19 protein-coding genes and 1 pseudogene are annotated in these 21,922 nt (G+C 69.3%); 8 read left to right on the top strand and 12 right to left on the bottom strand.

Annotation, left to right across the window (positions count from 1 at the left end):
* Positions 1-5 precede the first annotated feature (5 nt).
* Positions 6-479 (top strand): hypothetical protein, encoded by a 474-nt coding sequence (locus tag AB0915_RS15855; RefSeq protein WP_366691633.1) that lies wholly within the window; start codon positions 6-8, stop codon positions 477-479.
* A gap of 88 nt (positions 480-567) precedes the next feature.
* Here AB0915_RS15855 and AB0915_RS15850 read toward each other — a convergent pair whose 3' ends face one another.
* From AB0915_RS15850 to AB0915_RS15820, 7 genes are all read right to left on the bottom strand, one after another.
* On the bottom strand, positions 568-2,655 hold the full coding sequence (locus tag AB0915_RS15850) for a hypothetical protein (RefSeq protein ID WP_366691632.1): 2,088 nt from the start codon (positions 2,653-2,655) through the stop codon (positions 568-570).
* 287 nt (positions 2,656-2,942) lie between these two features.
* Complete coding sequence (locus AB0915_RS15845; protein WP_366691631.1) at positions 2,943-5,021, bottom strand: PQQ-dependent sugar dehydrogenase; 2,079 nt, start codon at positions 5,019-5,021, stop codon at positions 2,943-2,945.
* A 102-nt stretch (positions 5,022-5,123) separates the two neighbouring features.
* Positions 5,124-6,086 carry a hypothetical protein gene (locus AB0915_RS15840; protein ID WP_366691630.1) on the bottom strand — a complete coding sequence of 321 codons (963 nt, stop codon included), beginning with the start codon at positions 6,084-6,086 and terminating at the stop codon, positions 5,124-5,126.
* A 631-nt stretch (positions 6,087-6,717) separates the two neighbouring features.
* Complete coding sequence (locus AB0915_RS15835; protein WP_366691629.1) at positions 6,718-7,896, bottom strand: acyl-CoA dehydrogenase family protein; 1,179 nt, start codon at positions 7,894-7,896, stop codon at positions 6,718-6,720.
* 67 nt (positions 7,897-7,963) lie between these two features.
* Complete coding sequence (locus tag AB0915_RS15830) at positions 7,964-9,139, bottom strand: CoA transferase (protein ID WP_366691628.1); 1,176 nt, start codon at positions 9,137-9,139, stop codon at positions 7,964-7,966.
* Entirely contained in the window at positions 9,136-9,345 is a 210-nt protein-coding gene (locus AB0915_RS15825) for a hypothetical protein (protein ID WP_366691627.1), read from the bottom strand. The genes AB0915_RS15830 and AB0915_RS15825 overlap by 4 nt, the downstream gene beginning before the upstream one ends.
* A gap of 240 nt (positions 9,346-9,585) precedes the next feature.
* Positions 9,586-11,193 carry a PucR family transcriptional regulator ligand-binding domain-containing protein gene (locus tag AB0915_RS15820; RefSeq protein ID WP_366691626.1) on the bottom strand — a complete coding sequence of 536 codons (1,608 nt, stop codon included), beginning with the start codon at positions 11,191-11,193 and terminating at the stop codon, positions 9,586-9,588.
* A 272-nt stretch (positions 11,194-11,465) separates the two neighbouring features.
* Here AB0915_RS15820 and AB0915_RS15815 point away from each other — a divergent pair, with 272 nt between their 5' ends.
* From AB0915_RS15815 to AB0915_RS15800, 4 genes are all read left to right on the top strand, one after another.
* Entirely contained in the window at positions 11,466-12,194 is a 729-nt protein-coding gene (locus tag AB0915_RS15815) for a response regulator transcription factor (protein WP_366691625.1), read from the top strand.
* A complete protein-coding gene (locus AB0915_RS15810; protein ID WP_366691624.1) occupies positions 12,187-14,160 on the top strand; it encodes a HAMP domain-containing sensor histidine kinase in 1,974 nt (657 codons plus the stop codon). Before AB0915_RS15815 ends, AB0915_RS15810 begins: the two co-directional genes overlap by 8 nt.
* A gap of 123 nt (positions 14,161-14,283) precedes the next feature.
* Positions 14,284-14,724, top strand: coding sequence for a hypothetical protein (locus tag AB0915_RS15805; protein WP_366691623.1), 441 nt, complete (start codon positions 14,284-14,286; stop codon positions 14,722-14,724).
* A 78-nt stretch (positions 14,725-14,802) separates the two neighbouring features.
* Positions 14,803-15,414 (top strand): class F sortase, encoded by a 612-nt coding sequence (locus AB0915_RS15800; protein ID WP_366691622.1) that lies wholly within the window; start codon positions 14,803-14,805, stop codon positions 15,412-15,414.
* Between the two features lie 113 nt (positions 15,415-15,527).
* Here the strand turns inward: AB0915_RS15800 and AB0915_RS15795 are convergent.
* Positions 15,528-15,617 (bottom strand): annotated as a pseudogene (locus tag AB0915_RS15795) (hypothetical protein); the annotation flags it as partial.
* A gap of 178 nt (positions 15,618-15,795) precedes the next feature.
* Between AB0915_RS15795 and sph the strand changes: the two are divergent.
* The 3 genes from sph (at position 15,796) to AB0915_RS15780 (ending at position 18,149) form a co-directional block, all read left to right on the top strand.
* Positions 15,796-16,776 (top strand): sphingomyelin phosphodiesterase, encoded by a 981-nt coding sequence (gene sph, locus AB0915_RS15790; RefSeq protein WP_366691621.1) that lies wholly within the window; start codon positions 15,796-15,798, stop codon positions 16,774-16,776.
* Positions 16,777-16,923: 147 nt separating this feature from the next.
* Entirely contained in the window at positions 16,924-17,745 is an 822-nt protein-coding gene (locus AB0915_RS15785) for an N-formylglutamate amidohydrolase (RefSeq protein ID WP_366691620.1), read from the top strand.
* An 86-nt stretch (positions 17,746-17,831) separates the two neighbouring features.
* Positions 17,832-18,149 carry a hypothetical protein gene (locus AB0915_RS15780; RefSeq protein ID WP_366691619.1) on the top strand — a complete coding sequence of 106 codons (318 nt, stop codon included), beginning with the start codon at positions 17,832-17,834 and terminating at the stop codon, positions 18,147-18,149.
* Positions 18,150-18,290: 141 nt separating this feature from the next.
* Here the strand turns inward: AB0915_RS15780 and AB0915_RS15775 are convergent, their stop codons facing one another.
* The 4 genes from AB0915_RS15775 to AB0915_RS15760 are packed head-to-tail and all read right to left on the bottom strand — an operon-like array spanning position 18,291 to position 21,791.
* Positions 18,291-19,052 (bottom strand): inositol monophosphatase, encoded by a 762-nt coding sequence (locus AB0915_RS15775; protein WP_366691618.1) that lies wholly within the window; start codon positions 19,050-19,052, stop codon positions 18,291-18,293.
* Complete coding sequence (locus tag AB0915_RS15770) at positions 19,049-19,675, bottom strand: 2'-5' RNA ligase family protein (protein ID WP_366691617.1); 627 nt, start codon at positions 19,673-19,675, stop codon at positions 19,049-19,051. The genes AB0915_RS15775 and AB0915_RS15770 overlap by 4 nt, the downstream gene beginning before the upstream one ends.
* Positions 19,672-20,529, bottom strand: coding sequence for a carbohydrate kinase family protein (locus AB0915_RS15765; protein ID WP_366691616.1), 858 nt, complete (start codon positions 20,527-20,529; stop codon positions 19,672-19,674). The genes AB0915_RS15770 and AB0915_RS15765 overlap by 4 nt, the downstream gene beginning before the upstream one ends.
* The gene (locus AB0915_RS15760) at positions 20,526-21,791 is read right to left on the bottom strand and encodes a DUF4145 domain-containing protein (RefSeq protein ID WP_366691615.1); all 1,266 of its coding nucleotides are present in this window, start codon (positions 21,789-21,791) and stop codon (positions 20,526-20,528) included. The genes AB0915_RS15765 and AB0915_RS15760 overlap by 4 nt, the downstream gene beginning before the upstream one ends.
* Between the last annotated feature and the right edge of the window lie 131 nt (positions 21,792-21,922).

Genomic DNA, 21,922 nt, shown 5'->3' with positions numbered 1-21,922 from the left:
CCCTCGTGACCGCCCCTTCGCGCCCGCAGACGCGCACTCTTCATCCGCTCGTCGCGGCCTTCGTGCGGTTCGTCATATGTGGTGGCGGTGTCGGGCTGGCGTCCAGCGGGGTACTCGTACTGCTCAACGACCGGATGCCGATGGCCGTTGCCAACGCGCTGGTCACCGTCGTCTCCACGGTCATCGCCACCGAATTGCACGGGCGGGTCTCCTTCCGGAGCGGGCGGAAGGGGTGGGGGGTCCATCTTCAGTCCGGGGTGACCGTCGCCGTGAGCTACGCGTTCACGACAGGGGCACTGTTCTGCCTGTACGCCGTCCGGCCCGAGCCGTCGGCCCTGGTCGAGCAGACGGTCTATCTGTCGGCGTCCGCTCTGGCGGGCATCGGACGGTTCGCGCTACTGCGGGTTGTCGTCTTCGCCGACCGGGCCCCCGTGCCCGACGCCTCGCTCAGCAAGGCTGCGGTGGCGATGGCTGCGTGAGGTCGCCGGCTTCTGGGATTCGTGGAGTGCGTCGCTGCGTAGTTGGCCCGCGGCCTCAGCTGCTTCCTCGGCCTCGTTCTCGGCGGCGTCAGTGCCGCCGCCTGCCGCCCCTGCCCCTGCCGCTTGCGCCCGGTCGGCGCCGCTGATGGCTGCGGCCGAGATGCGCGGCCGGCCGCCGACGGGCCTGCTCGGCGACCGTCCTCAGGTCAGCCAGACCCGCCTGGTCGGGGTGACCGGATGCGAGAGCGGCCTCAAGAGCCTTATGGGCGGAGACTTCCTGGCTTCCCAGGATTTCGAGCAAGCCTTCGGGGCCCGCTGTCTCCAGGAGCTGGAGCAGGCTCTCGGCGACCATGACGAGGCTCTCGGGCTCATTGAGGTCCTCGGCACCGAGGACCTCCCGGCGCACCAGGACACTCAGGGCAGTGGGGCCGAGGAGCGGGTCGCCGCGCAGGCCGCGCAGCAGGGCCTCGCCGTTCGGGTACGCGTCGACGAGTGCGTCCAGCAGGGCTTCGGCGCGGGTACGGAACGGAGTCGTGCGCACCGCGTCGGTCAGCTTCTCCAGCGCCTCGGCAGGGCTCTCCCGGGCGGCGACCCAGGCAGCGAGTTCGGTGCGGGCGGCGTCCGGGTCGTAGTGCTCGGCGATGACCCCGAGGACCCCGGCGGCGGGGGCGTGGGCGAGTTCACCGACGCGCGGGGCATCCCGCCCCTCGGCGAGCAGCCGACGGCGTACGGAATCGTGGCCGAGGGCGGTGAGACGGATCAACTCGAATGGTCCATCGGTCAGTTCCGCCCGCTGCTCCTTGCTCCGCTCTGCGGCATCCTCGGTCTCCCCGTGTCCACCGGCGACGGCGCCGAACAGCTCGGCGAGCTCCGGCGGCATCCCGGCAGGCGGCAGCACGGACTCCTCGAGCGGTATGTCGAGGAAGACCGGGTCGGCCATGCCCTCGTGCCGCTTGATCGCGCCCAGGTCCTCCAGCACGTCCAATGCGGTGCGCAGATCACGATCCGCATGTCCGAGTTCCCTCTGCCAGGCGTAGTGCCCGGTCAGTTCGTACTCGGCGCGGTAGCGCAGGTGCAGCGAGTCGCGCAGCCGGGGCCAGGGCATGGCGTGCGGCAGGCTGTAGAGGGTGCTGAGCACATCCGGCATGGTGTCCTCGAAGCTGTCGAAGAGCATCGACTCGGCGTGTCGGCCGCTGCGGGCACCCAGGAGTGGCACGCGCAGCTCGGAGAAGGTCTCGAAGGCGTGCCGCCACAGCGCGAGCGGGTCCTTCAGCAGGGGCTGCGCCTTGGCGACCGCGTAGAGCCGCCCCTTGACCACCCGTACCAGCCGGGCCTTCTTCGCCCACTCGACCGCAAGCCTCAGCCGCGGCAGCTGCGTGGAGGAGCGCACCGTATCCACCGCGTCGCCTGTCCCCAGCTCGGCGACGAGGGCTCGCGCGTCCGCCATTCGCAGGTTGCCCGTCGCGGTGAGCACGCGCCCGTCAGGGCCCGCCCAGTCGGCGATCCCCCGCAGCCACCGAAGCGCGCGGGACGTCTCGGCCCGTGCACGCAGCTCCTTCTCCGCGGGCAGCAGGACGGGCAGCTGCGGTTCGGCGCGTGTCACGGCTGCCGGGCCGCGCGTCAGGTGGTTGCGCACCACCTCGTCCAGTACGTCCTGGTCGTACGGCACCTCGCCTTGCTGAGCTTGCTCAACGAAGCATTGAAGCGCCGCCGGATCCTGGACATCGATCCCCTGCTCGGCTGCGGTGACCGCCCAGAACTTCGCCATTCCCCAGCGGCCGCGGTCAGCCATGGCGGGGGCGTATCGCGGTGCGAGGGTCTCGACCGCAGCAAGGTTGTCGGCCGACGAGGCACCGCGTGGGTCGCTGAGGCCCATCGCATCGAGGTAGCGCAGCAGGGCTGCAAGCGTGCCGGGCGCATCCGCCGGCTCTTCGCCGGGCAGCACGGTGGCCGTGTGCGGCAGCCAGTCCAGCAGATACTCCTCGATGTGCCGGGGCTCCCACAGCCCCAGCCGCCCGTCGGAGGTACCTCGGTGGCGATAGTCGAGCGCCGTCTCGACGACGAACGGATCCACGCTCTCACCGTGCTCGCGGGCCCACTGACCCATCCGGCGGATCAGCAGCGAACGCGCTGCCTCGTATTCCTCGGTCTCCTCGGGCGCGAAGTACATCCTCATCACACCGGCCCTGCCTGTCCTGTCGTACGGCCGCCGTCCCGCAGCATGCCAGCGGCCCCGGGCCCGGTGAAGACCACGGTTCCGCGGGACCAGGCGGTCACTATTGAACCGTAACCGGTCTGCCGGCGGCCGCAGGGGCTGACGGGGGGAGGAGATGATTCTTCGCTGTCGGCAACGGGTCCCCGTTGGGTTCGGGGCGCTGCGAAAACTGCCGGGAAGCGGGAGCGAGGGCTTGTCCCCGTGACGGTGCGGGAGCGGGCCGACGGTCTCGGCCCGCTCCCGCGCGGTCAGTCGACGGCCGGAGTGCCTGTCACCTTCAGGTGACGGACGCGGCCCTCGTTGTCGAAGGATCCGAAGCCCACCCGGCCCGAGGCGAAGACCGGGTCGGTGGCCGTGATCAGCGGGTTGCGGCTGCCGTCCAGGTAAACGGCGGTCTCACCGGTGTCTGCGCAGTGGGTGAGGCGCACCTTGTGCCATCCGTCGTCCTTGATCGCCGGAGGTGCACCGAAGGTTCCGTTCCACTGGTCGTCGATGCGCAGCCGGTCGGCATCATTGACTGTGAACATTCCGTTGTGCGGGTAGATGCTGTTGTCGCTCGACAAGTGCGCGTACTGGAATCGGGTGTCCGACTGATAGTCCCAGATGAGAATGACGTCACGGTTGGTGATCTCGACGGGGGTGTCGATCCGGACCTCTGCCTCGACGGTGACGGAGGAGTAGCGCGGGCCCGCGGTCAGGACGGCGTACTCGAAGGGGCGGCGCGGTCCCGGGCGGGCGACGCCCGGCTCGGCCAGGATCGTCTCGCGTTCGGTGTACGCCCACTTGGCCGGGGTGACCGGCGCCCAGTTGTCGGGACCGGTGGTGTGGGTGGTGGGGGTGTTGCCGATCTCGCAGTCGGCGAAGGTGCGGGTCCCGGTCACCTTCCAGACCTTGCCGTTGGCCTTCGAGACGATGTACAGGCCGCCGCTGCGGTCGGAGCCGAAGCGCAGGTCGACACGTTGGTCACCGGCGAGGTCGCGCATGGTGACCGTCTTCCCGGTGGACTTGTCGAACAGCATCAGCTGCTCGAGCGGCGCGAGATCGGCGCCGCGGTGCATGTCGCGGGTGTTCGCGGCCAGGATCCGGCCGTCCACGAGGTCACCGAAGATGTACTTTCCACGCAGTGCCGGCGCGTCTTTCCCGCGGTAGACGAAGCCTCCGGCAATGGCGCGGCCCACATCGGACCGGCAGTCCCACTTGGGTCCCGGGTCGTGGTCGTAGGCGGCGACCGGGTAGGTGTAGCCGTACTGGGCGTCGTCGGCGGGAAGGGGAAGGATGCGGGCGCACGGGTCGGTGGTCTTCTTGTCGAATGCGAAGGCGCCCTCGCGCTCGCTCCAGCCGAAGTTGTCCCCGGGCTTGACCTCGTACACCGACTCGATGGCGTGCTCGCCTATGTGGCCGAGATACATACGGTGGCTGCCGCCCGCGTCCCAGCTGAAGCGGTGCGGGTCCCGCATGCCTATCGCGTAGATCTCCCCGAGCGAACCGGGCTCACCGACGAACGGGTTGGACGCGGGGATGCCGTACCGGCCGTTGGCACTGTCACGGCCCGCGGGGTCGATCCGCAGAAGTTTGCCGTGTGGGAGCGTCAGGTTCTGCGGCTCGCTGTTGCCGACACCCTGCCCTCCGTCGCCCACCGCGAGGTAGAGAAGGCCGTAGTCCTCGTCGTGGGGCTTGGCCGTCGGATTGAAGTCGATCTGCTGAATGCCATGGACCTGGCCGGAGAAGCCGATACGCAGCACCTCGCGATGGGTGCCGTGGAAGACGGCGGCGGAGGGGTCGTCGGCGGTCCACTCAGTGATGATGCCGTGATAGGTGGGCGTGCCGGCCTGCTGGTAATCGGGAGTCTCGGTGGCCTGCGAGGCGAGTTCGGTGTGGACGGTGTAGAAGCGCCCGTTCGCTCCGAACTCCGGGTGGAATGCGGCGTACCCGAAGCCCTGACCGAGACCGCGGCCCGAGAAGAAGTGCGGGAATGCTGCCTTGACGTCCAGGTAGGGGTGCGGGGTGCCCCCGGAGGTGCGCGTCGCGGCGCCGGGGTCGGTGAGATACAGGGTGCCGTTCAGGTCGGGGGTCGCCATCCGGCCGGAGCCGTCGGGGAGTTCATTGATGGTGTTGATCCGTGCGTGGCGCATCAGGCGCGGATCCGTCGGCGCCGGGACGGGTTGCGACTTGGGGAACTGCGTGAACTCCTGCAGGACGAGTTCCGTCCTGGACTGGACGGGCTTCTGCGGAATGGGGTCGGTCAGGGCGGCTGTCGCCGCGGCGGGCTCGTCGGCATGGGACGGCGCGGCGAGACCGCCCAGGGCGAGGGCTGCGCTGACGGCCACAGCCGCCCAATTCCTTCGGTAGGTACGTCGTGACGCCATGTGGGTCCCTCCGGTCCGGCGCGACAAGTAGGCAGGGTAAGAACGATCCAGGGACGACACCGGTCAGCGGCCCCCCGTCATGCGCCGGTACTCCGCCGCCACCGCTCCGGCCGGCACCGGGCGGTCCAGGAACAGAAGGTCGTCCATGCGGCAGTCGCAGGCGTTGTTCTCCCGGGTGTTCTGGGGGAAGCTGCCGCCGATCTTGATGCCGCGGGGATCGGTGGGCGAGGCGCGGTGGGGCGCCGGCGTGGTGGCGAGTTCCCAGGGGTCGCCCGGCGTGACGTAGAAGCCATCCAGGGGCTTGCCGTCGCGGTAGAGGGCGAGGGTGCCGTCACGGAAGTCGAACGTCGCGGCCAGGTGGACCCATTCACCGCGGGGCAGCAGTTCTTCCCAGGGGGCGCCGGCAGCGAACGTCTGGGAGGCACCGCTGTCCAGGCGTCTGCCCAGCGCGACCAGCTTCAACTCACCATTGACCTGAATGAGTTCGAGCAGCGCACGCACTGCGTGACCGTCAGAGGTTCCGGACAGTACGCCGGCCAGCCCGATGGCGTTGTAGCGGTCGCTCGGGTTGGCCGTATTGGAGTTGAGAGCGGGATTGTCGCCCGTCATCTTGAACCAGCCCATGACGGTGGCACCCCGGGCACTGTTGAAGGCCCCGAGGGACGACATGCCCTCGGCGTCCCAGGCCCCGGCCTTCCAGTCGTCGTTGCCCGCGGTGGCCGGATTCTGCTGACGTACCTGCAAGGCGGGCGAAGCGCCCGGGTACGCCTCGTCGGCCACGCGCATCGCGGAACCGCCGTTGATCAGGCTGAGCGTGGTGCCGGAGCGCCCGATGTCCTGCTCGCGACCGGGATCGGCGGGGTCCGGGTGTCCGAAGTCGTACGCCGCCACAGCCTGGGCTCGCAGCGGAGTGTGGACGGTTGAGGGACGGGCCGCCTGGGCCGGAAACGTGGCGGCGGCAAGCGAGGCGGTCGCGGCGAGCGCGGCGACGGCGAGTGAGTAGCGTCTGGTGCGGGGCGATGTCATACAGCCTCCCAGCGGGAGCAATGGGGCAGCGAAGGGGCAGTCGACCGGGGTCTCCCGATCGACAGAAAGCGCTTTCGTCCGCGTGCGGGGACCATGTAACCCCTTCGCCGCGACCCTGACAATGGGCGTGTACTCGCCAATTTCTTGGGCGCCGTTCGGCGACGGCGCAGACCTCCTTGCGGACAAGGACGCAGACCGCGAGCAGCCCATCGGGGCGCAGACGCCACCAGCTCACAGCGGTTGACGAGCAGCTCGCTCCGATTCCGGGCAGGTACGGCGGGTGGATGAAGTGGCCCGGCGGGCGACCGCGCGGGTGCCGGTTCACCGCCGGGCTGCAACAGTCACCAGCCGCAAGTCACCGCGAAAATACGCCAGTTGCCCACGCACCGCCCACAGCCACTCCCTCGCATGCGACCTCGCCCACGCCCACGCCCTCGACCGCCGAGCGCGCCGACGCGGCGCTGCCGATCAGCTGAGGACCTCGTCTGCGGGCGCGCCTGTCGCGGCGGGCTCGGCGGGCTCGGCGGGCGCCTCGATCATTCAGTTGAACGCGCCACCCGGAAGCGGTGGTTGAGGCCGTAGGCGAGCAGCGTCATGCCCCAGGCAACGCGCATCCTTGTCCTGAGCCACCTCAGCGATAGGCGGCCTGACCGGTGAGGGCCTGCCCGACGACCAGTGTGTGCACCTCGCTGGTGCCCTCGTACGTGAGCACCGACTCGAGGTTGTTGGCGTGCCGCAGCGGCGAGTACTCCAAGGAGATGCCGTTGGCCCCGAGCACCGTCCGGCACTCGCGGGCGATGGCCAGTGCCTCCCGTACGTTGTTCAGCTTGCCCGCACTCACCTGCTCGGGGCGGAGGGTGCCGAGTTCCTTGAGTCGGCCGAGGTGGAGAGCGAGCAGCCCCGCATTGCCGAGGGAGAGTGCCATGTCGGCGAACTTGCGCTGGGTGAGCTGGAAGGCGCTGATCGGCCTGCCGAACTGGACGCGCGCGTCCGCATAGTCGATGGCCGTCTGCAGGCAGTCACGGGCCGCGCCGACTGCACCGAAGAGGATGCCGAACCGGGCCTCGTTCAGGCACGAGAGCGGACCCCTCAGCCCCTGGGCCCCGGGAAGCCGGGCGGATTCCGGCAGGCGGACGTTGTCGAAGTGGAGCTCGGAGGTGATCGACGCCCGGAGCGACATCTTCTGCTTGATGTCGCTGGTGGTGAAGCCGGGCGTGCCGCGTGGCACGAGGAAGCCCCGGACGCCGTCCTCGGTCTGCGCCCAGACCGTGGCCACGTCGGCGATACCGCCGTTGGTGATCCACATCTTGGAGCCGTTGAGGATCCAGTCGCCGCCGTCACGGACGGCACGCGTACGCATCCCCGCCGGGTCACTGCCGAAGTCGGGTTCGGTGAGGCCGAAGCAACCGATGGCTTCCCCCGCGGCGAGCCGGGGCAACCACTCCTGCCTCTGCTCCTCGGACCCCCACTTCCGGATCGAGTACATCGAGAGCGAACCCTGGACGGACACAAAGCTGCGGAAGCCTGAGTCGGCGGCCTCGAGTTCCAGGCAGGCGAGCCCGTAGCCGACAGCGCTGACGCCCGCGCAGCCGTAGCCCTCCAGGTGCATGCCGAGAACGCCCAGCTTGCCGAGTTCGGGGGCGAGTTCGCGGGCGAAGTGCGCGTTCTCGAACCACTCGCCGATGTGCGGGCGTACCCGGTCGGCGAGGAACTTGGCGACTGTGGCCTGGATTTCGCGTTCCTCGTCGCTGAGCACCGAGGCGATGTCCAGCAGGGCGAGGGGGTCCTTCATCGGCTTGTTGTCGCTCATCATGTGCTCCTGGGAGGGTGTACTGAGGTGTACGCAGTGGTTGGGGCGGGTTGCAGCAGTGGCCGGGTCAGCTGTCGAGCCAGTCGGCGATGGAGTCGGTGTGCTCGCCCAGCCGGGGCGGGCGCCGTGGGTAGTGGACCGGGGTACGGGACAGCCCGATGGGGTTGGCCACGAGGTTCATCGGACCGTCGTGCCCGCCCTCGGCCTCGGCGCCCGCGTCGTCCGGGGTGACGCGCGGCGCAAGCCCCAGCTGTTCGGCCAGGTCGAAGGCCCCGGCAAGGTCGTTCACCGGACCGCACGGCACGCCGAGCGGAGTGAGGAGCTCGAACCATTCGTCCGCCGTGCGCCGCCGGAGCCGTACGGAGAGCTCTTCGGCGAGCGCGTCGACGTGGGCCACCCGGTCGGTGTTGGTGGCGAACCGCGGGTCCACGGCCAGACCGGCCGCGTCCAGGCCCCGGCACAGCGCGGCGAACTGGCGGTCGTTGCCGACAGCGACGACGAGTGGCCGGTCCGCCGTCTCGTAGACCTCGTACGGGGCGATCGACGGATGGCGGTTGCCCAGGATGCCCGGCACCTGACCGGCGAGTGTGTAGCCGGCGGACTGGTTGACCATGCCGGACAGCAGCGACGACAGCAGGTTGACCTCGACATGCTGACCCTCGCCGGTCGCATCCCGATGACGCAGGGCAGCCATGACCCCCATCGCGGCATGCAGCCCGGTGAGTACGTCGACCAGCGCGACACCCGTCTTGACCGGTTGCCCGGGGGTCGGTCCGGTGACACTCATCAGTCCGCCGACGGCCTGGATCAGCAGGTCGTAGCCGGGCAGCGCCGCACCCTTGCCCGCTCCGAAGCCGGTCACCGAGCAGTACACGAGGCCGGGGTTGAGTTCGCGGGCCCGCTCGTAGGCGAGCCCGTACTTGTCCATCGTGCCGGGGCGGAAGTTCTCGAACACCACGTCCGCTCGGCGGATCAGTTCCGTCGCCCTGCGGCGGCCCGTAGGGTCGCGCAGATCCACGGCGAAGGATCGCTTGTTGCGGTTGACGGAGAGAAAATAGGTGGCCTCCCCCTGTGCCTTCGGCGGGCCCCACGCCCGGGTGTCGTCACCGGTTCCCGGCTGCTCCACCTTGATCACATCCGCGCCGAGGTCGGCGAGGAGCATGGTCGCGTAGGGTGCCGCGAGCACCCGGCCGAAGTCGGCCACCAGCACGCCGGACAGCGGCAGTCGAGAAGCGTCGGTCATCGGGTTCCTGCCTGGGAGGCGCGCGGATAGACCGTGGTGGTCGTGGTGAAGAAGTCGCGGGCGGCACGGCCCTGTTCCTTCGGGCCGACCAGTTCTTCGCCCGCACCGGTGCGCCACTGCCCCGCCACCGGGTGGCGCAGGCGCGGGACTCCCTCCGGCGGAGCGGCGGCCTGCGGGGCGCGGTCACTGCCTGCGTGCTGCTCCATCGGCGTTCCCTTCCGTATGCGTCCGTATGCGTCCGTACGCACCGTCCTGGAGCGCATCGGGATGACGAGGCCGTCATTCTCCGCATGCCTCAGCCCCTCACGCAGTGGACAGAATGTCCCGCCCATCGCTCAGTGGGCGCTCCAATACGTCCATGGCCGCCGACCTCGGGGCGCGGTTGGCTCGGCACGTCCGGCCACGTGCTCGCCGCCCCGCGGACCAGCGACGGGCCGGCCGCCCGGTCATTGGTCCGGGGTCCCCTCCCAGGCGGCCAGCGCGAGCAGCAACTCGGCCCGTACGTGCGCGGAGTCGAGATCCACGCCCAGCAGTGTCTGGATCCGCTCCATTCGGCTGCGCAGCGTGTGCCGGTGGACCTCCAGGGCTGCGGATGCGGCACCCCACTGCCCGTGGTGTTCCAGGAACGCGCGGAGGGAAGCGAGGAGTTCTGTGCCGTTGTCCCGGTCCTGCGCGGCCAGCGGCGCGAACCGTGCGGCGGCCACCCGGCGCAGGACGTCTCGGGTCTCGGGGGCGCTGGCGAGCACGTGTCCGGCCAGCGACTCGAAGGCGACGAGCCCCGACCGGCCGCGCGCCTCGGCGACCGCGGCCGCGTTGCTCGCCTCCTGGAGCGCCTGCTGCCCGGCGTCGGGCTCGTGCACAAGGCTGAGCCCGGCCCAGAGGCGCGGCCCGAACCGTGCGACCGCATCGTCGACAAGGCCCCGGGCGATACCGATACCAGTGGCGCCGCCGCGTCCGTCGCTCTCTGCGGGACCGTCGTCCCCACCCGCTCGCATCCCCCCTCGGGGGCCGTCCCCGGGCAGCAGGAGCACGGCACGCCCCTCGCGTACGGCACCGAACCGCGGCAGACCGATCTCGGCGAGGCGGGGGCCCACCGTGTCGAGGGCCTGCCGCGGGCTCGGCCCGCTCAGTACGAGGACGCGGATGCCGTTGCGAGCCGGGAAGCCGGCCTCCGTCAGGTGGTCACGGGCGGTACGCAAGGGGAGTGCCCCATCCAGGACCATGCGCAGGAAGAGGCTGTTGACCCGGTGCTGTTCGTCCTGCAGGCGCAGAGGCTTCTCGGCCTGGAGCGCGATCAGCGACGCCGCATGCCCGAGCAACAGGTGGTCGACGGCGGTCAGTTCCCGGTCGGCGGCCAGCACGAGTCTGCCGTGGGTGCGCGGGCCCACGCGGACCTGTTGGGCGACGACCACCCCGTGCGGTCCGGCGCTCAGCGCCTCCGTCGCCCGGTCGTTCCCGCCGGCGCTCCTCAGCTCGGCGAGCACACCGGGGTCGACGCCCGCCGAACCGGACGGATGAGCGGCACGCACCGCACCGGCGTCGTCCAGGTACAGCACCGTGGTGTGCGTCGAGACGGCCAGTTCCCGTACGACGGCCCTGGCGCCGTCGCGCAGCGCGGCCCGGGTCATCCGGGGCTGGACGCGGGAGGCCCGTACGACTCCCTCGTACTGCAGCTCGGCCAGGCGTTCCATCACGGCCTTGGTGATCGCGACGAACGGCGTGGGCAGCGGCACTTCGAGCAGGGGCAGTCCCACCTTGTCGGCCGCATCCACGACGACCGCGGGAACGTGCGGGTGCGAGAGTCCCGTGCCGAAGCCGACAGCGGCCACACCGACATCCGCCAACCGCTGGATGTACGCCTGCTGCCCGGCCTCCGCTTCCGGCAGTCGCAGTCCGGTGGTGAGCAGCAGTTCGCCGCCGCTCAGCCAGGGAACGGGGTCGGCCAGATCGATGCTGTGGGCCCAGACGGCCTCCCGGTCGAGCCCGTCCCGCCCGGCCAGCACCGTCAGCCGCAGCTCGGCGCGGCCGATCAGCCAGTGGAGGGGTACGCCCAAGGTTTCCACCGCCGCCCTGCCCGCGCCGCGGGATCGCACCCGGGCCTCTCGTTCGATCGGGCAAAGCTAGCAGGCCGGCCGGAATCCGCCTCGACCGGTGCGGGAGCGTTCCCGGATCCCTGCACGGCGCACAGGGTCGCGCCGCCTCCGCCGACTTCGTGCGGGTCAACGGCTACGCCAACCCGTCGTGCACGAAAGCCCGCCTGCGGGAAGCATCTGCGCCGACCACTTGCCCACCGGACAACGCCCCGAACTCACCTACGATCGACCGCGTGTGTGCAAACGTCATCGTCGCCGAAGACGACGAGAAACAGGCCGAACTCGTACGCCGCTACCTCGAACGCGAGGGCCACGCGGTCACCGTCGTCGGGGACGGTCTCGCCGCGCTCGACGAGGTGCGGCACGGGGAGCCCGACCTGCTGGTCCTCGATGTGATGATGCCCCGGGCGGACGGGCTCGATGTGGTGCGTGTCCTGCGCGCCGAGCACCGGGAGCTGGCGGTGCTTATACTGACGGCCCGGACCACCGAGGACGATCTGCTGCTCGGTCTCGACCTGGGCGCGGACGACTACATGACCAAGCCCTACAGCCCTCGCGAACTGATGGCCCGGGTCCGGACGCTTTTGCGCCGCACGAATCGGCCAGGACAGGCGGCCCCCTCCGCGGACGCCGGTGATGAGGTGCTCTGCGTGGGCGGACTCAGAGTTGACCCGGCCCGGCACGAGATATCGGTCGACGGTACGTCGGTGGAATGCACGCCGGGCGAGTTCCGCATCCTCGCCGCGATGGCCGCCGAGCCCGACCGGGTCTTCAGCAGGCAGCGGCTCCTGGAGGAACTGCACGGCTTCGACCGGTACATCAGCGACCGCACGGTCGACGTGCACATCATGAATCTGCGCAAGAAGATCGAGCCCGCCCCGCGAAAGCCGTCCCGGCTGCTCACCGTCTTCGGAGTCGGGTACAAACTGACCGACCCCGCAAGGGGCGCGGCGCGTGCGTAGCCGTGGCCGGCCGGCCCGCCGGCGACTGCCGCTCCGCAAGAGTCTGCTCGTGCGGCTGCTGGCCGTATCGGCGCTGGTGGCGGCCTGTTCGGTGGCGGCCACCGCCTGGCTCGCCGTACAGACCACTTCCGGTGCCATCAAGCAGGAGCAGGGCCAGAACCTCACTGCGGATGCCCGGATCTACAACACGCTGCTCGGCTACGCGGCGGGCCATTCCCGGTGGGACGGTGTCGACAGGAAGGTGCGCGAACTGGCGACGGGGTCGGGCCGCCGGATCGCTCTGACCACCGAGGGCCGGGAGATCATCGCCGACTCGGCAACGGGGGCGTCCTCTCCCGCACTTCCCGCGCAGGCGTCGGCCGTAGTCGACCCGCTCTCCGTGGACACAGCTCTGGCGGCGCAGTCCTCCGGAGCGACCGGCACCGCTGCCGACCGTGTCGACCCGCGGGCCGTCGGACCGTTCCGTCTGCCCGCGGCGGAACGCACGCAGTTGCGTCGCACCGCCGACCGGGGTGTGGCGTGCCTGAACGACGCCGGGATCGCCGCGGACGTCGTCGAGGGACCGAGCGGGCGCCCCCGCGTCCAGATCGTCGGCAACGACCCCGACCGCATCCTGGGCACCAGGTGCTCGACCGACGCGCTGGACAGTCCCACCGAAACCGAGAAGAAGGCGCTCGGCGCGCTCAATCGGCTGGCCGACGCCTGCCTGGACCGCCAAGGCCGCGCGGGTGTCCACCTGCGCCTGGACCTTTCCTGGGGGGACACCGAGCCGGAACTAAGCATGGGCCCGGCCCGCCGCCTCGCCACCCCTGCCCCTGTGCCGGCCGTTCAGAGCAGTGACAACGACCGGGCGATCGCGTCGTGCGTCGGCGCCGCCCGCCGCGAGCAGCTCAGTTCGTACGTCGCCTCGCCCGCGCTGCTGTTCATCGGGGACGCGGGCGGCGCCACCGTCCCCGGTTTCGATCTTTCACCGGCGAACACCGCCCGTATCGCAGGTGTCGCGGCCCTGGTCCTCGCCCTCACCGTCGGCGCCTCGGTGCTGGCAGGAGTCCGGCTCGTACGGCCGCTGCAGGCGCTCACCGGTGCCGCGGAGCGGATGCGGGACGGTGAGGAGTCGGCGCCCGTACCTGTCACGGCGGACAACGAGATCGGACGACTCGCCGCCACCTTCAACGACATGACGGCGCATCGTGCACGCCTTGAGGAACAGCGAAAGGTGATGGTCAGCGATGTCGCCCACGAATTGCGCACCCCGCTGAGCAACATCCGCGGCTGGCTGGAGGCGGCGCAGGACGGCGTGGCCGACCTCGACGCGGCTTTCGTCTCCTCGCTCCTTGAGGAGGCCGTTCAGCTGCAGCACATCGTCGACGACCTCCAGGACCTGGCCGCGGCCGACGCCGGCGCGCTGCGTCTGCACCCGGCGCCGGTACGGATCGACGACCTCCTCGGCCAGGTCGCCGCGGCTCACCAGGCCCGCGCTGAGGCGGCCGGAGTGACGCTGACGGTACGCACGGCGGACCCCGGGCCCCCTCCTCTTCCCCTGACCGCCGACCCGGTACGGCTGCGGCAGGCCCTCGGCAACCTGGTGTCCAACGCGATACGCCACACACGTCCGGACGGGCACGTGACCCTGTGCGCGTACGGCTCCGAGTCAGGTGACGAGGTGGTCGTGGACGTCGAGGACACCGGCAGCGGCATCTCGCCCGAGGACCTCCCGTACGTCTTCGACCGTTTCTGGCGCGCGGAGAAGTCGCGGAGCCGCCGCACCGGCGGCAGCGGTCTCGGCCTGGCCATCGTCCGCAAACTCGCCGAGGCCCACGGTGGCGCGGTGAGCGCCGCGAGTACGGAGGGGAAGGGCTCGGTCTTCACGCTGAGCCTGCCTGCGAGCCCGCATCGCACACCGTCGGGCAGGCCACCGAAACCGTCGGACAGTCCGGACGAGGCCGCCTCGGACCATCAGGGCTGATGCGATGACCACAGCGATCTGACAGCTTCTTCATAAGTTCACGCGAGGCTGGCGGCATGCCCGGCGCCTGGTGCGAATCGGCATCCAGGCACCACCAAGGCCGGGCTGGAACTGGAGCCCCGTATGTCCCATCGTCCCCGTCCGACCCTGCGCACCGCCGTCCTCACCGCCGTCGCGGCGGGCGCAGTACTTCTCCCGTCCGCCACGGCCTTCGCGTCGGTCCCCTCCGACGGAACCCCCAGGCCTTCGGTGACGTCCACCGACGGGACCCCGGCGCCCACTCCGGAAGCCGGGTCGAGCAAGCCCGCGCGTGGCGAGGAACCGTCGGTGGCGCCGCGTGGCGGCGTGGCCGCGGGCGACAGGCCTAGCGGGGCCCCGGCCGTGCGCTTGAGGAGTGGCACCGTCGAGCCGCGTGGCGGCGTGGCCGCGGGCGAGCGTCCGATCGGCACGACGAGCAACACCACCGCCGCCGCCGCGGGTTCGATCGCCGCCGCAGCGCTGCTCGGGGGCGCGGGCACTCTGGTGCTGCGCCGCCGCCGCACGACCGCACACCGCAGCGGCTGACCCTCGCAGTGGCGCCGCCCTTCATGGGCGGCGCCGCTGTCTGTCTCCGCCTCTCCTGTCGCCTGCTCTGGAGCCCGTATGTCCCCTGCGCACCACACACCCCGGCGATCCGCCGCGCTGACAACTCTCGCCTGTCTCACGCTCGCCCTTGTCACCGGCTGCACATCCCACGCCGCGGAGCCACCACCTCCCGCACGCTCCCCCACGCACTCCCCCACTGCCCCCGCCTCCCGCAGGGCGGAACAACCCGCGGTTCCCACCCAGGTGGCCATCCCGTCGATCGGAGTGACCAGTTCCTTGATGCCGCTCGGTCTCAACGCGGACGGCACCGTCGAGGTCCCGCCGGCGGAGAAGGGCATGACGGCAGGCTGGTACACCGGAGGTGCGATCCCGGGCGAGCGCGGAGCAGCCGTCCTCATCGGACACAACGACACCCGGTTCGGCAGGGCCGTCTTCCACGACCTGAAGAAGATCGGCAAGGGCGCGGACGTAGTCGTGCGCAACGAACGGGGCCAGACAACGCACTTCACCGTCACCGGCACGGAGTCCGTGAGCAAGAAGGCGTTTCCCACGAAGAAGGTGTACGGCACGACCGACGACCGCGCCCTCCGTCTGATCACCTGCGACGGCGCATTCGATGCCCAGGGCCACCCGGTGGACAATCTCATCGTCTACGCCACCGCCCGCTGACGACTTCCGCATGGCGTCACTTCTCTGGAGTGAGGGCTTGAAACTGCGACCGGTCCCGACAGATCGGATTGTCGAAACCCGTGCATCAGCGGTGCGAATCCCGTCCTTCGACCTCACGCTTTCTGCCGTGCCCGGGGGATCAGCCCGGCACGGTGGAGGACGCACAGGTGCTGGCTCGCCGCTGCAGGGCTGAGGGCCAGCCGGTGGGCAAGGTCTCATCCGGACCGTGAGCCGCACGCATGCATCCGCACCGACCAAGGGTTCGTTCGTTGGTACGCCCACGGAAAGAGTCCCGGCACCCGACGTCTACCCATGGGTAACTTCCGCTGATTGAATGTGTGTTGCCTGTTCCACCCCCCATCAGCAGATGCAGGAGACCCCGTGCCGCTCACCGCACTCCGCCGCACCTCCGGCGTGACTCTGTCCGCCGCGCTCGCCGCCGTCACACTGATCGCCAACGCCCCTCAGGCATCGGCGGCCGACGTCCCGTCCCTGCGCGTGCTCACGTACAACACGTTTCTGATGAGCAAGAACCTCTACCCGAACTGGGGACAGGACCACCGAGCCGCGGAGATACCGAAGGCATCCTTCTTCCAGGGCAATGACGTGGTCGTCCTCCAGGAAGCGTTCGACAACTCCGCCTCCGACGCTCTGGCACGGACAGCATCCGCTCAATACCCGTACCAGACACCGGTGATGGGCCGAAGCAAGAGCGGCTGGGACGCCACGGGTGGCGCCTACTCGGCCGTCACTCCGGAGGACGGCGGCGTCACGGTACTGAGCAAGTGGCCGATCGTCCGCAAGGAGCAGTTCATCTACAAGGACGCCTGCGGCGCGGACTGGTGGTCCAACAAGGGCTTCGTCTACACCGAACTGAACGTCAACGGCACCAAGGTGCATGTGGTGGGGACCCACGCCCAGTCGACCGACCCGGGCTGCAAGGCGGGCGAGGCGGCGCAGATGCGCAGCCGCCAGTTCAAGCAGATCGACGCCTTCCTCGACGCCAAGAACATCCCCGCATCCGAACAGGTCATCGTGGCGGGCGACATGAACGTCGATTCCCGCTCCCCCGAGTACGCGTCGATGCTCGCCGACGCCGGACTGACCGGAGCCGATGCCCGAACCGGGCACGCGTACTCCTTCGACACCCAGGACAACTCGATCGCCGCCGACCGCTACCCCAACGACCCCCGCGAGGACCTCGACTACGTCCTGCACCGCACCGGACACGCGAAGCCTGCGGGCTGGACGAACGAGGTGATCAAGGAGCAGAGCACGCCGTGGACCGTCTCCAGCTGGGGCACGGACTACACGTACACAAACCTCTCCGACCACTACCCGGTGACCGCTTCCGCCCGTTAGCGGGTCCGAGCCCCGCAGGTCCGTCACCCCCGTCGCCCCACTCGAACACCGTCGGTAGACAATCGGATATGACGAGGCGGAGCGCCGCAAGCCCGGCACTCCGCCTCGTCGAAGCACCGAGAGCGCCCCGCCCCGAAGGAACCCCCCATGGTCCACGCGCACCAGCCGTTCCGTCTTCTGCCCGGCGGGATCGCCTCATCGACCCTGCTGCATGTTCCGCACTCGGCTCGCCACATCCCCGAGCAGGTGCGTAGCGGAATCAAACTGGACGACAAGGCCCTGGAGCTGGAGCTCGACCACATCACGGACTCCCACACCGCCGAGTTGGCCGCGGAGGCCGCTCTGGCTGCTCCCGTCACGCCCTGGCGCTTCGTCAACAACCTGTCGCGGCTCGTCATGGATCCCGAACGGTTCCCCGACGAGCGCGAGGAGATGCTGGCGGTCGGCATGGGCGCGGTCTATACGCAGACCACGCATCGCGAGCAGCTCCGCTCACCGGATGTGGATCCGGAGCCCCTGATCGACCGCTACTTCTGCCCCTACGCCGAAGCCATGACCGCCGCCGTCGACGAACGGCTGGCCGCGACCGGCCGCGTCGTCATCATCGACGTCCACTCCTACCCGACGGCCCCGCTCCCCTACGAACTCCACGGCTCCGGACCCCGCCCACCGATCTGCCTGGGTGCCGACGCGTTCCACACCCCGCCGGAACTCCTCGCCCAGGCCGAGAAGGCGTTCGCCGGTTTCGGGGGCACCGCCATCAACAGCCCCTTCGCCGGTACGTACGTACCGCTGAAGCACTACGGCACGGACCCGCGCGTCAGCGCCCTGATGATCGAGATCCGCCGCGATGTGTACATGTCCGAGCCGGGCGGACCTGCCGGCCCCGGCCTGACCGCGCTGGCTTCGGCGCTGGCCACTCTGGTCACCGCACTGTCCGGGGCGAGCGAGCCGGAGGCGCGAGCGTGACCCCTCGCTTCGCCACCGCACGATTCCACGTCCGGTCCGGTCCGGACGCACTGTTCACACGGGTGCGACACATCATGAGGGCGCCTGTGTCACTACGAACCGGCCGGCACGCGCTGGAGCGGCTGGCAGGACGGCACGCGCCGACGGACCGGCTCGTCGAGTTCGATCCGGATGCCTGGGAACTGGTCTCCGCCGACGTACGGACCGACACCGGCAAGTGGGTCAAGTCCACCTGGAGCGTAGACGTCGACGGTCGGCGGTGGTGGGTGGTCATCGGCCTGGGAAGCACCGTCGTGACCGTGATCGACGTGGCTCCGGAGCGTGTGGGGCTGGGCGACAGGATCATCACGGAGGGGCGACTGTACGAGTTCGTCGCGAGCGTGAACGCGAGGCTGATGGGCTGATCGATCACGGTCGAGATGCACACGAACACCCAATTTCGCTCGATCCATTCGGGCTGTACGTGTCGTGGTCGGGCTGGCCGAGCGAGTTCCTGGTGGAGGCCGGTGTGTGAGGGCGCGCGTCGCTGCTCGCGGCGGCCGCAGTCAGAGCGGCACCTCCCAACGATCCATCAGCTCCCTCGCCAGAGCTTCCCGGCCCGCCACCAGTACCGGCGAGTCGAAGGTGAACGTCCGGCTGCCCGGTCCCAGGACTGCCATGCCCCGTTCTCGTACCAGCGCAGTCCCCGCCGCGACATCCCATGGCTTCGGGCCGATGCAGATGCAGGCGTCGAGCCATCCTTCGGCCACCCCCACCAGGTCCATGGACATGGCCCCCTGCATCCTGATCCGATACGCCTCTCCGTACAGCCGACCGATGAAGGCCTTGTTTCTGGGATTTCCAGCTCCGGCACCAGTGATACCGATCACCGCGCGGGACACTTCCCGGGCGCCGGACGGTTCCGTTGCCGGGCCAGGCGTGCTCCCCGTGACCCAGTGGCGGCCGAGGGCCGGTGCGTCGATCACACCCAGGAGTGGCTGTCGGTCCTTCACGAAGGCCAGCGAGAGCGCGTAACCGGGCGCGCCCCGGGTGAAGTTCATCGTTCCGTCGATCGGGTCCAGCAGCCAGCACGTAGGCGGCAGCGGACCGCCGGCAGCGGACTCCTCGCCGATGATCGGAACCTCGGGCGTGAGCCGACGCAGGACGCGTGACACCCGGCGTTCGACTTCGATGTCAGCGTCCGTGACCTCCTCACCCGACGGTTTCAGCTTCCGCTCCCGCCACTGCGCACCGGCCATGGCCAGCCACTCCACCCCCGCGTCCATGGCCTCCTCGGCCGCGGTGCGAAGCTCCGAGTCGTCTGTCACGCCGGATCCAGTACCCGCTCCACCAGCTTCTCCGCGTGGGCCCCGTGTTCCCCCATCACATAGAAAGTGAGGCGGTCGAAGGCCCACTCCTTCTGTACGGAGGTGCGCTCGGGGGCGGACCCGACGAGTTTGAGGGCGATGTCTTCCTCGGCGCGGCCGAGCGTGATGTGGGGCGCATACGCGTCCCCGGTGTACCGGTAGCCGTACTCGGCGAAGCTGGCCCGCTCGTCAGGAGAGAACCGCGAGGTGTCCTTGGACGTGTCGAACGCGGCGCGATCGAGGTGGGGCGCGAGCACCGACAGGACGGCTGCTTGCAGTTGGCGCAGAAGCCGTGGCCTCTCCAGTGAGAGGAACACCCAACCGGTGGGCTGGTAGACGATGCCTGTGGAGGCGAGCCGGATCTCCTCCGGAAGGTTCATCGAATCCGCGATGGCCGCCAGGTCCCGCTCCGGGCTCAGGGAGTCCAGGAATGGTCCCTGGAATACGGTGACGTGAGGAAGATTGCCGTCAAGGCTCAGAGGGGGTTGCAGTCGATGGTCTTCCCCCACGTCCGTCTGCAACTGGATCGCGGAACGGGTGTGTTCCGCAGACGGCAGCAAGGCAACACCCAGCCATCGGGTCACGGTTGAGCTCCTGTCTTCGTAATCACGTGCAGCGCGGCGTCGAGTCCTCTGCGCATGCATTCCGCCGGTGACTCCCCGTAGAGCCAGCCGGCGATCACTCCGGCGTTGAAGGCGTCACCGCCTCCGGTTCGATCCACCGGCTCTACAGGCGTCGTCGGCTCCTGGACGACTCGGCCGCAGGGGGACGCCCAGAGTGCACCATCGGACCCCAAGGTCAGGATGACATCCCCGGAGAGCAGCTTCGCGTACCGCTGTGCCGTGCCCACCGTATCGCCCGGTGATGCCTCGGGCAGGCGGCTTGCCTCGTCCGAGTTCATGAGGTTCAGCGATGCGCCCCGGGCAAGTGGACTCATGTCCCTGCCGTTCCATTCGACGGAGACCGAACGGCCGGTCCGGTGAGCGAGCTCCGCCAGGCGTCCGAGCGAGGGTGTGGGGTCGCCGACCAGATGTACGTGATCCACTCGGCGTACGTCCTCCTCCGTGACGGCGTTGAAGGCCAGGTCACGGTCTGCTCCCGCGAAGGTCATCATGCGTTTTCCGGTGGTGGAGGAGAGAACGATCGCCATGCTCGTCCGCGTGGTTGTGTCGACGCGCATCAGCGATGTGTCCACCCCGCCCGCTCGCAGGCCGTCGACACAGACGGTGCCCAGGGTGTCATCGCCGACGGCGGACACCAGCTCGGCCGTACATCCCTGCTTCACCAGTCCCAGAGCGGTGTTGGCCGCAGATCCTCCGGGAAAGGCCGCGTAGTCGTTGCCGCGGAGCTTCTCATGCTCCTCCGGGAGTCTCGTCGCCTGGACGATGATGTCGAAGTTGGTACCACCGGCTATGAGGACACGCTTCCCGGCGATCACGGCTGCCCCAGGCGATAGCTCTCGAACAGGACATGCCGCACCAGCCGTTCCCTGCTGTGAGGGCTGCTCTGCTGCGGAAACGTTGCGTGGGCGATCAGGTCGTGGACCAGTTCCTCGAACCTGTCGTCGTCGGAGCCGATGTCGTGGAATCCACGCATGAGTTCCCGGTGGAACTCCCCCGGCTGCATCCTCAGCTCGTTGAGCCAGGACCGGTTGGCCATGAGAACGTTGGCCGCCGCAGAGCGAAGCCCCGCCTGTGCGCTGTTCGGAAGCATGTCGGAGTTGAGCAGCTCGAAGTAGTCGTCGTCATCACGCGCGTGCATCCGGAGATTCTGTCCGCCGACCGCCAGGACGTCCCTGTTCAGATGGAAAAGTTCCAGACCGAGATGGTGCGGAACATCGAGGATGCTCACGCCGCGCTCTGCCAGACCCGCTTCGTCGGTCGAGAACGCCGCCAGAATGTTGGCAAACATGTCACTGTGTTTCGGCACCGCGATCTGAGCTCCCGCCGGATCTGCGAGAAATTCCTCTGCCGTCATCGCTCCCCAGCGGCCGCCGCGGGCTGCCAGGAGATAGAAATTGCGGCCGCCCATCGAGTATCCCACTCGCCCGACGGGCACGACCTGGGACCGGATTTCCTCCTCCGCGTCGAGCATGCGGAGCAGGCGTTGCTCGTTATAGATTGCGAGATCCAGGGTCCGCTGGGCCACGTCTCTGACCAGGTGGTCGGACCAGGGCAGCTGGACGGCAACGACCCTGTGATTCCGCTTGGCCAGCACGTCCTCGAACCCGCACCCGAGGAGCAGCGCTTTCACCACGATGAGGGTGGAGTCGGCAAGGCGGGTCGTCCCTCTGGCACGCCCTGCAGCTGCCAGCGCCTGCCGTGCCTCGTTCTCCGCAAGAGAGGTGCTCGTTTCGCCGTACCAGACAGCTAATTGCGTCAGCGCGTTGAGACACGGCTGCACGTCCTCGGCGGAGATCTCCTCGCCCGAACCGTCCAGGGCATGGCTGCCGAAGTTGCCGTAGTTCTGAATGGTCCGAATGGCGAGGACGACCTTGGGCGGAACCAGCCGTTTGGTGGTGAGCACCGTGAGTAGGGATTCCAGTGTCGGTTTGGAACCGACGGCTTCCTGCATGGCGATATCCAAGAGGATCGACTCCGCCGCCCTTCTCGCTGTGCTGAGGAAGACCTCGGGATCCGACTCGGCGTATCTCAAAGCCTTCTTGTAAAGCCGGAGCGACTCGCCCTCGTTAACCGTCACGTCGTCCGTGTCCTCTGCGGCAGTTTTGGCCCGACACTAGTGTCTTGTGATTCCGTCAGCGTTACTTGATCTTGTGTGGCAGGGTCTCTTGGTATGGAGCTGTCCGTGGAACAGGCCGCCGAGTTGCGGGA

The sequence above is a fragment of the Streptomyces sp. NPDC048411 genome (assembly GCF_040704695.1).
Classification (GTDB): Bacteria; Actinomycetota; Actinomycetes; order Streptomycetales; family Streptomycetaceae; genus Streptomyces.
This window is presented reverse-complemented; position numbering and strand designations above follow the sequence as displayed.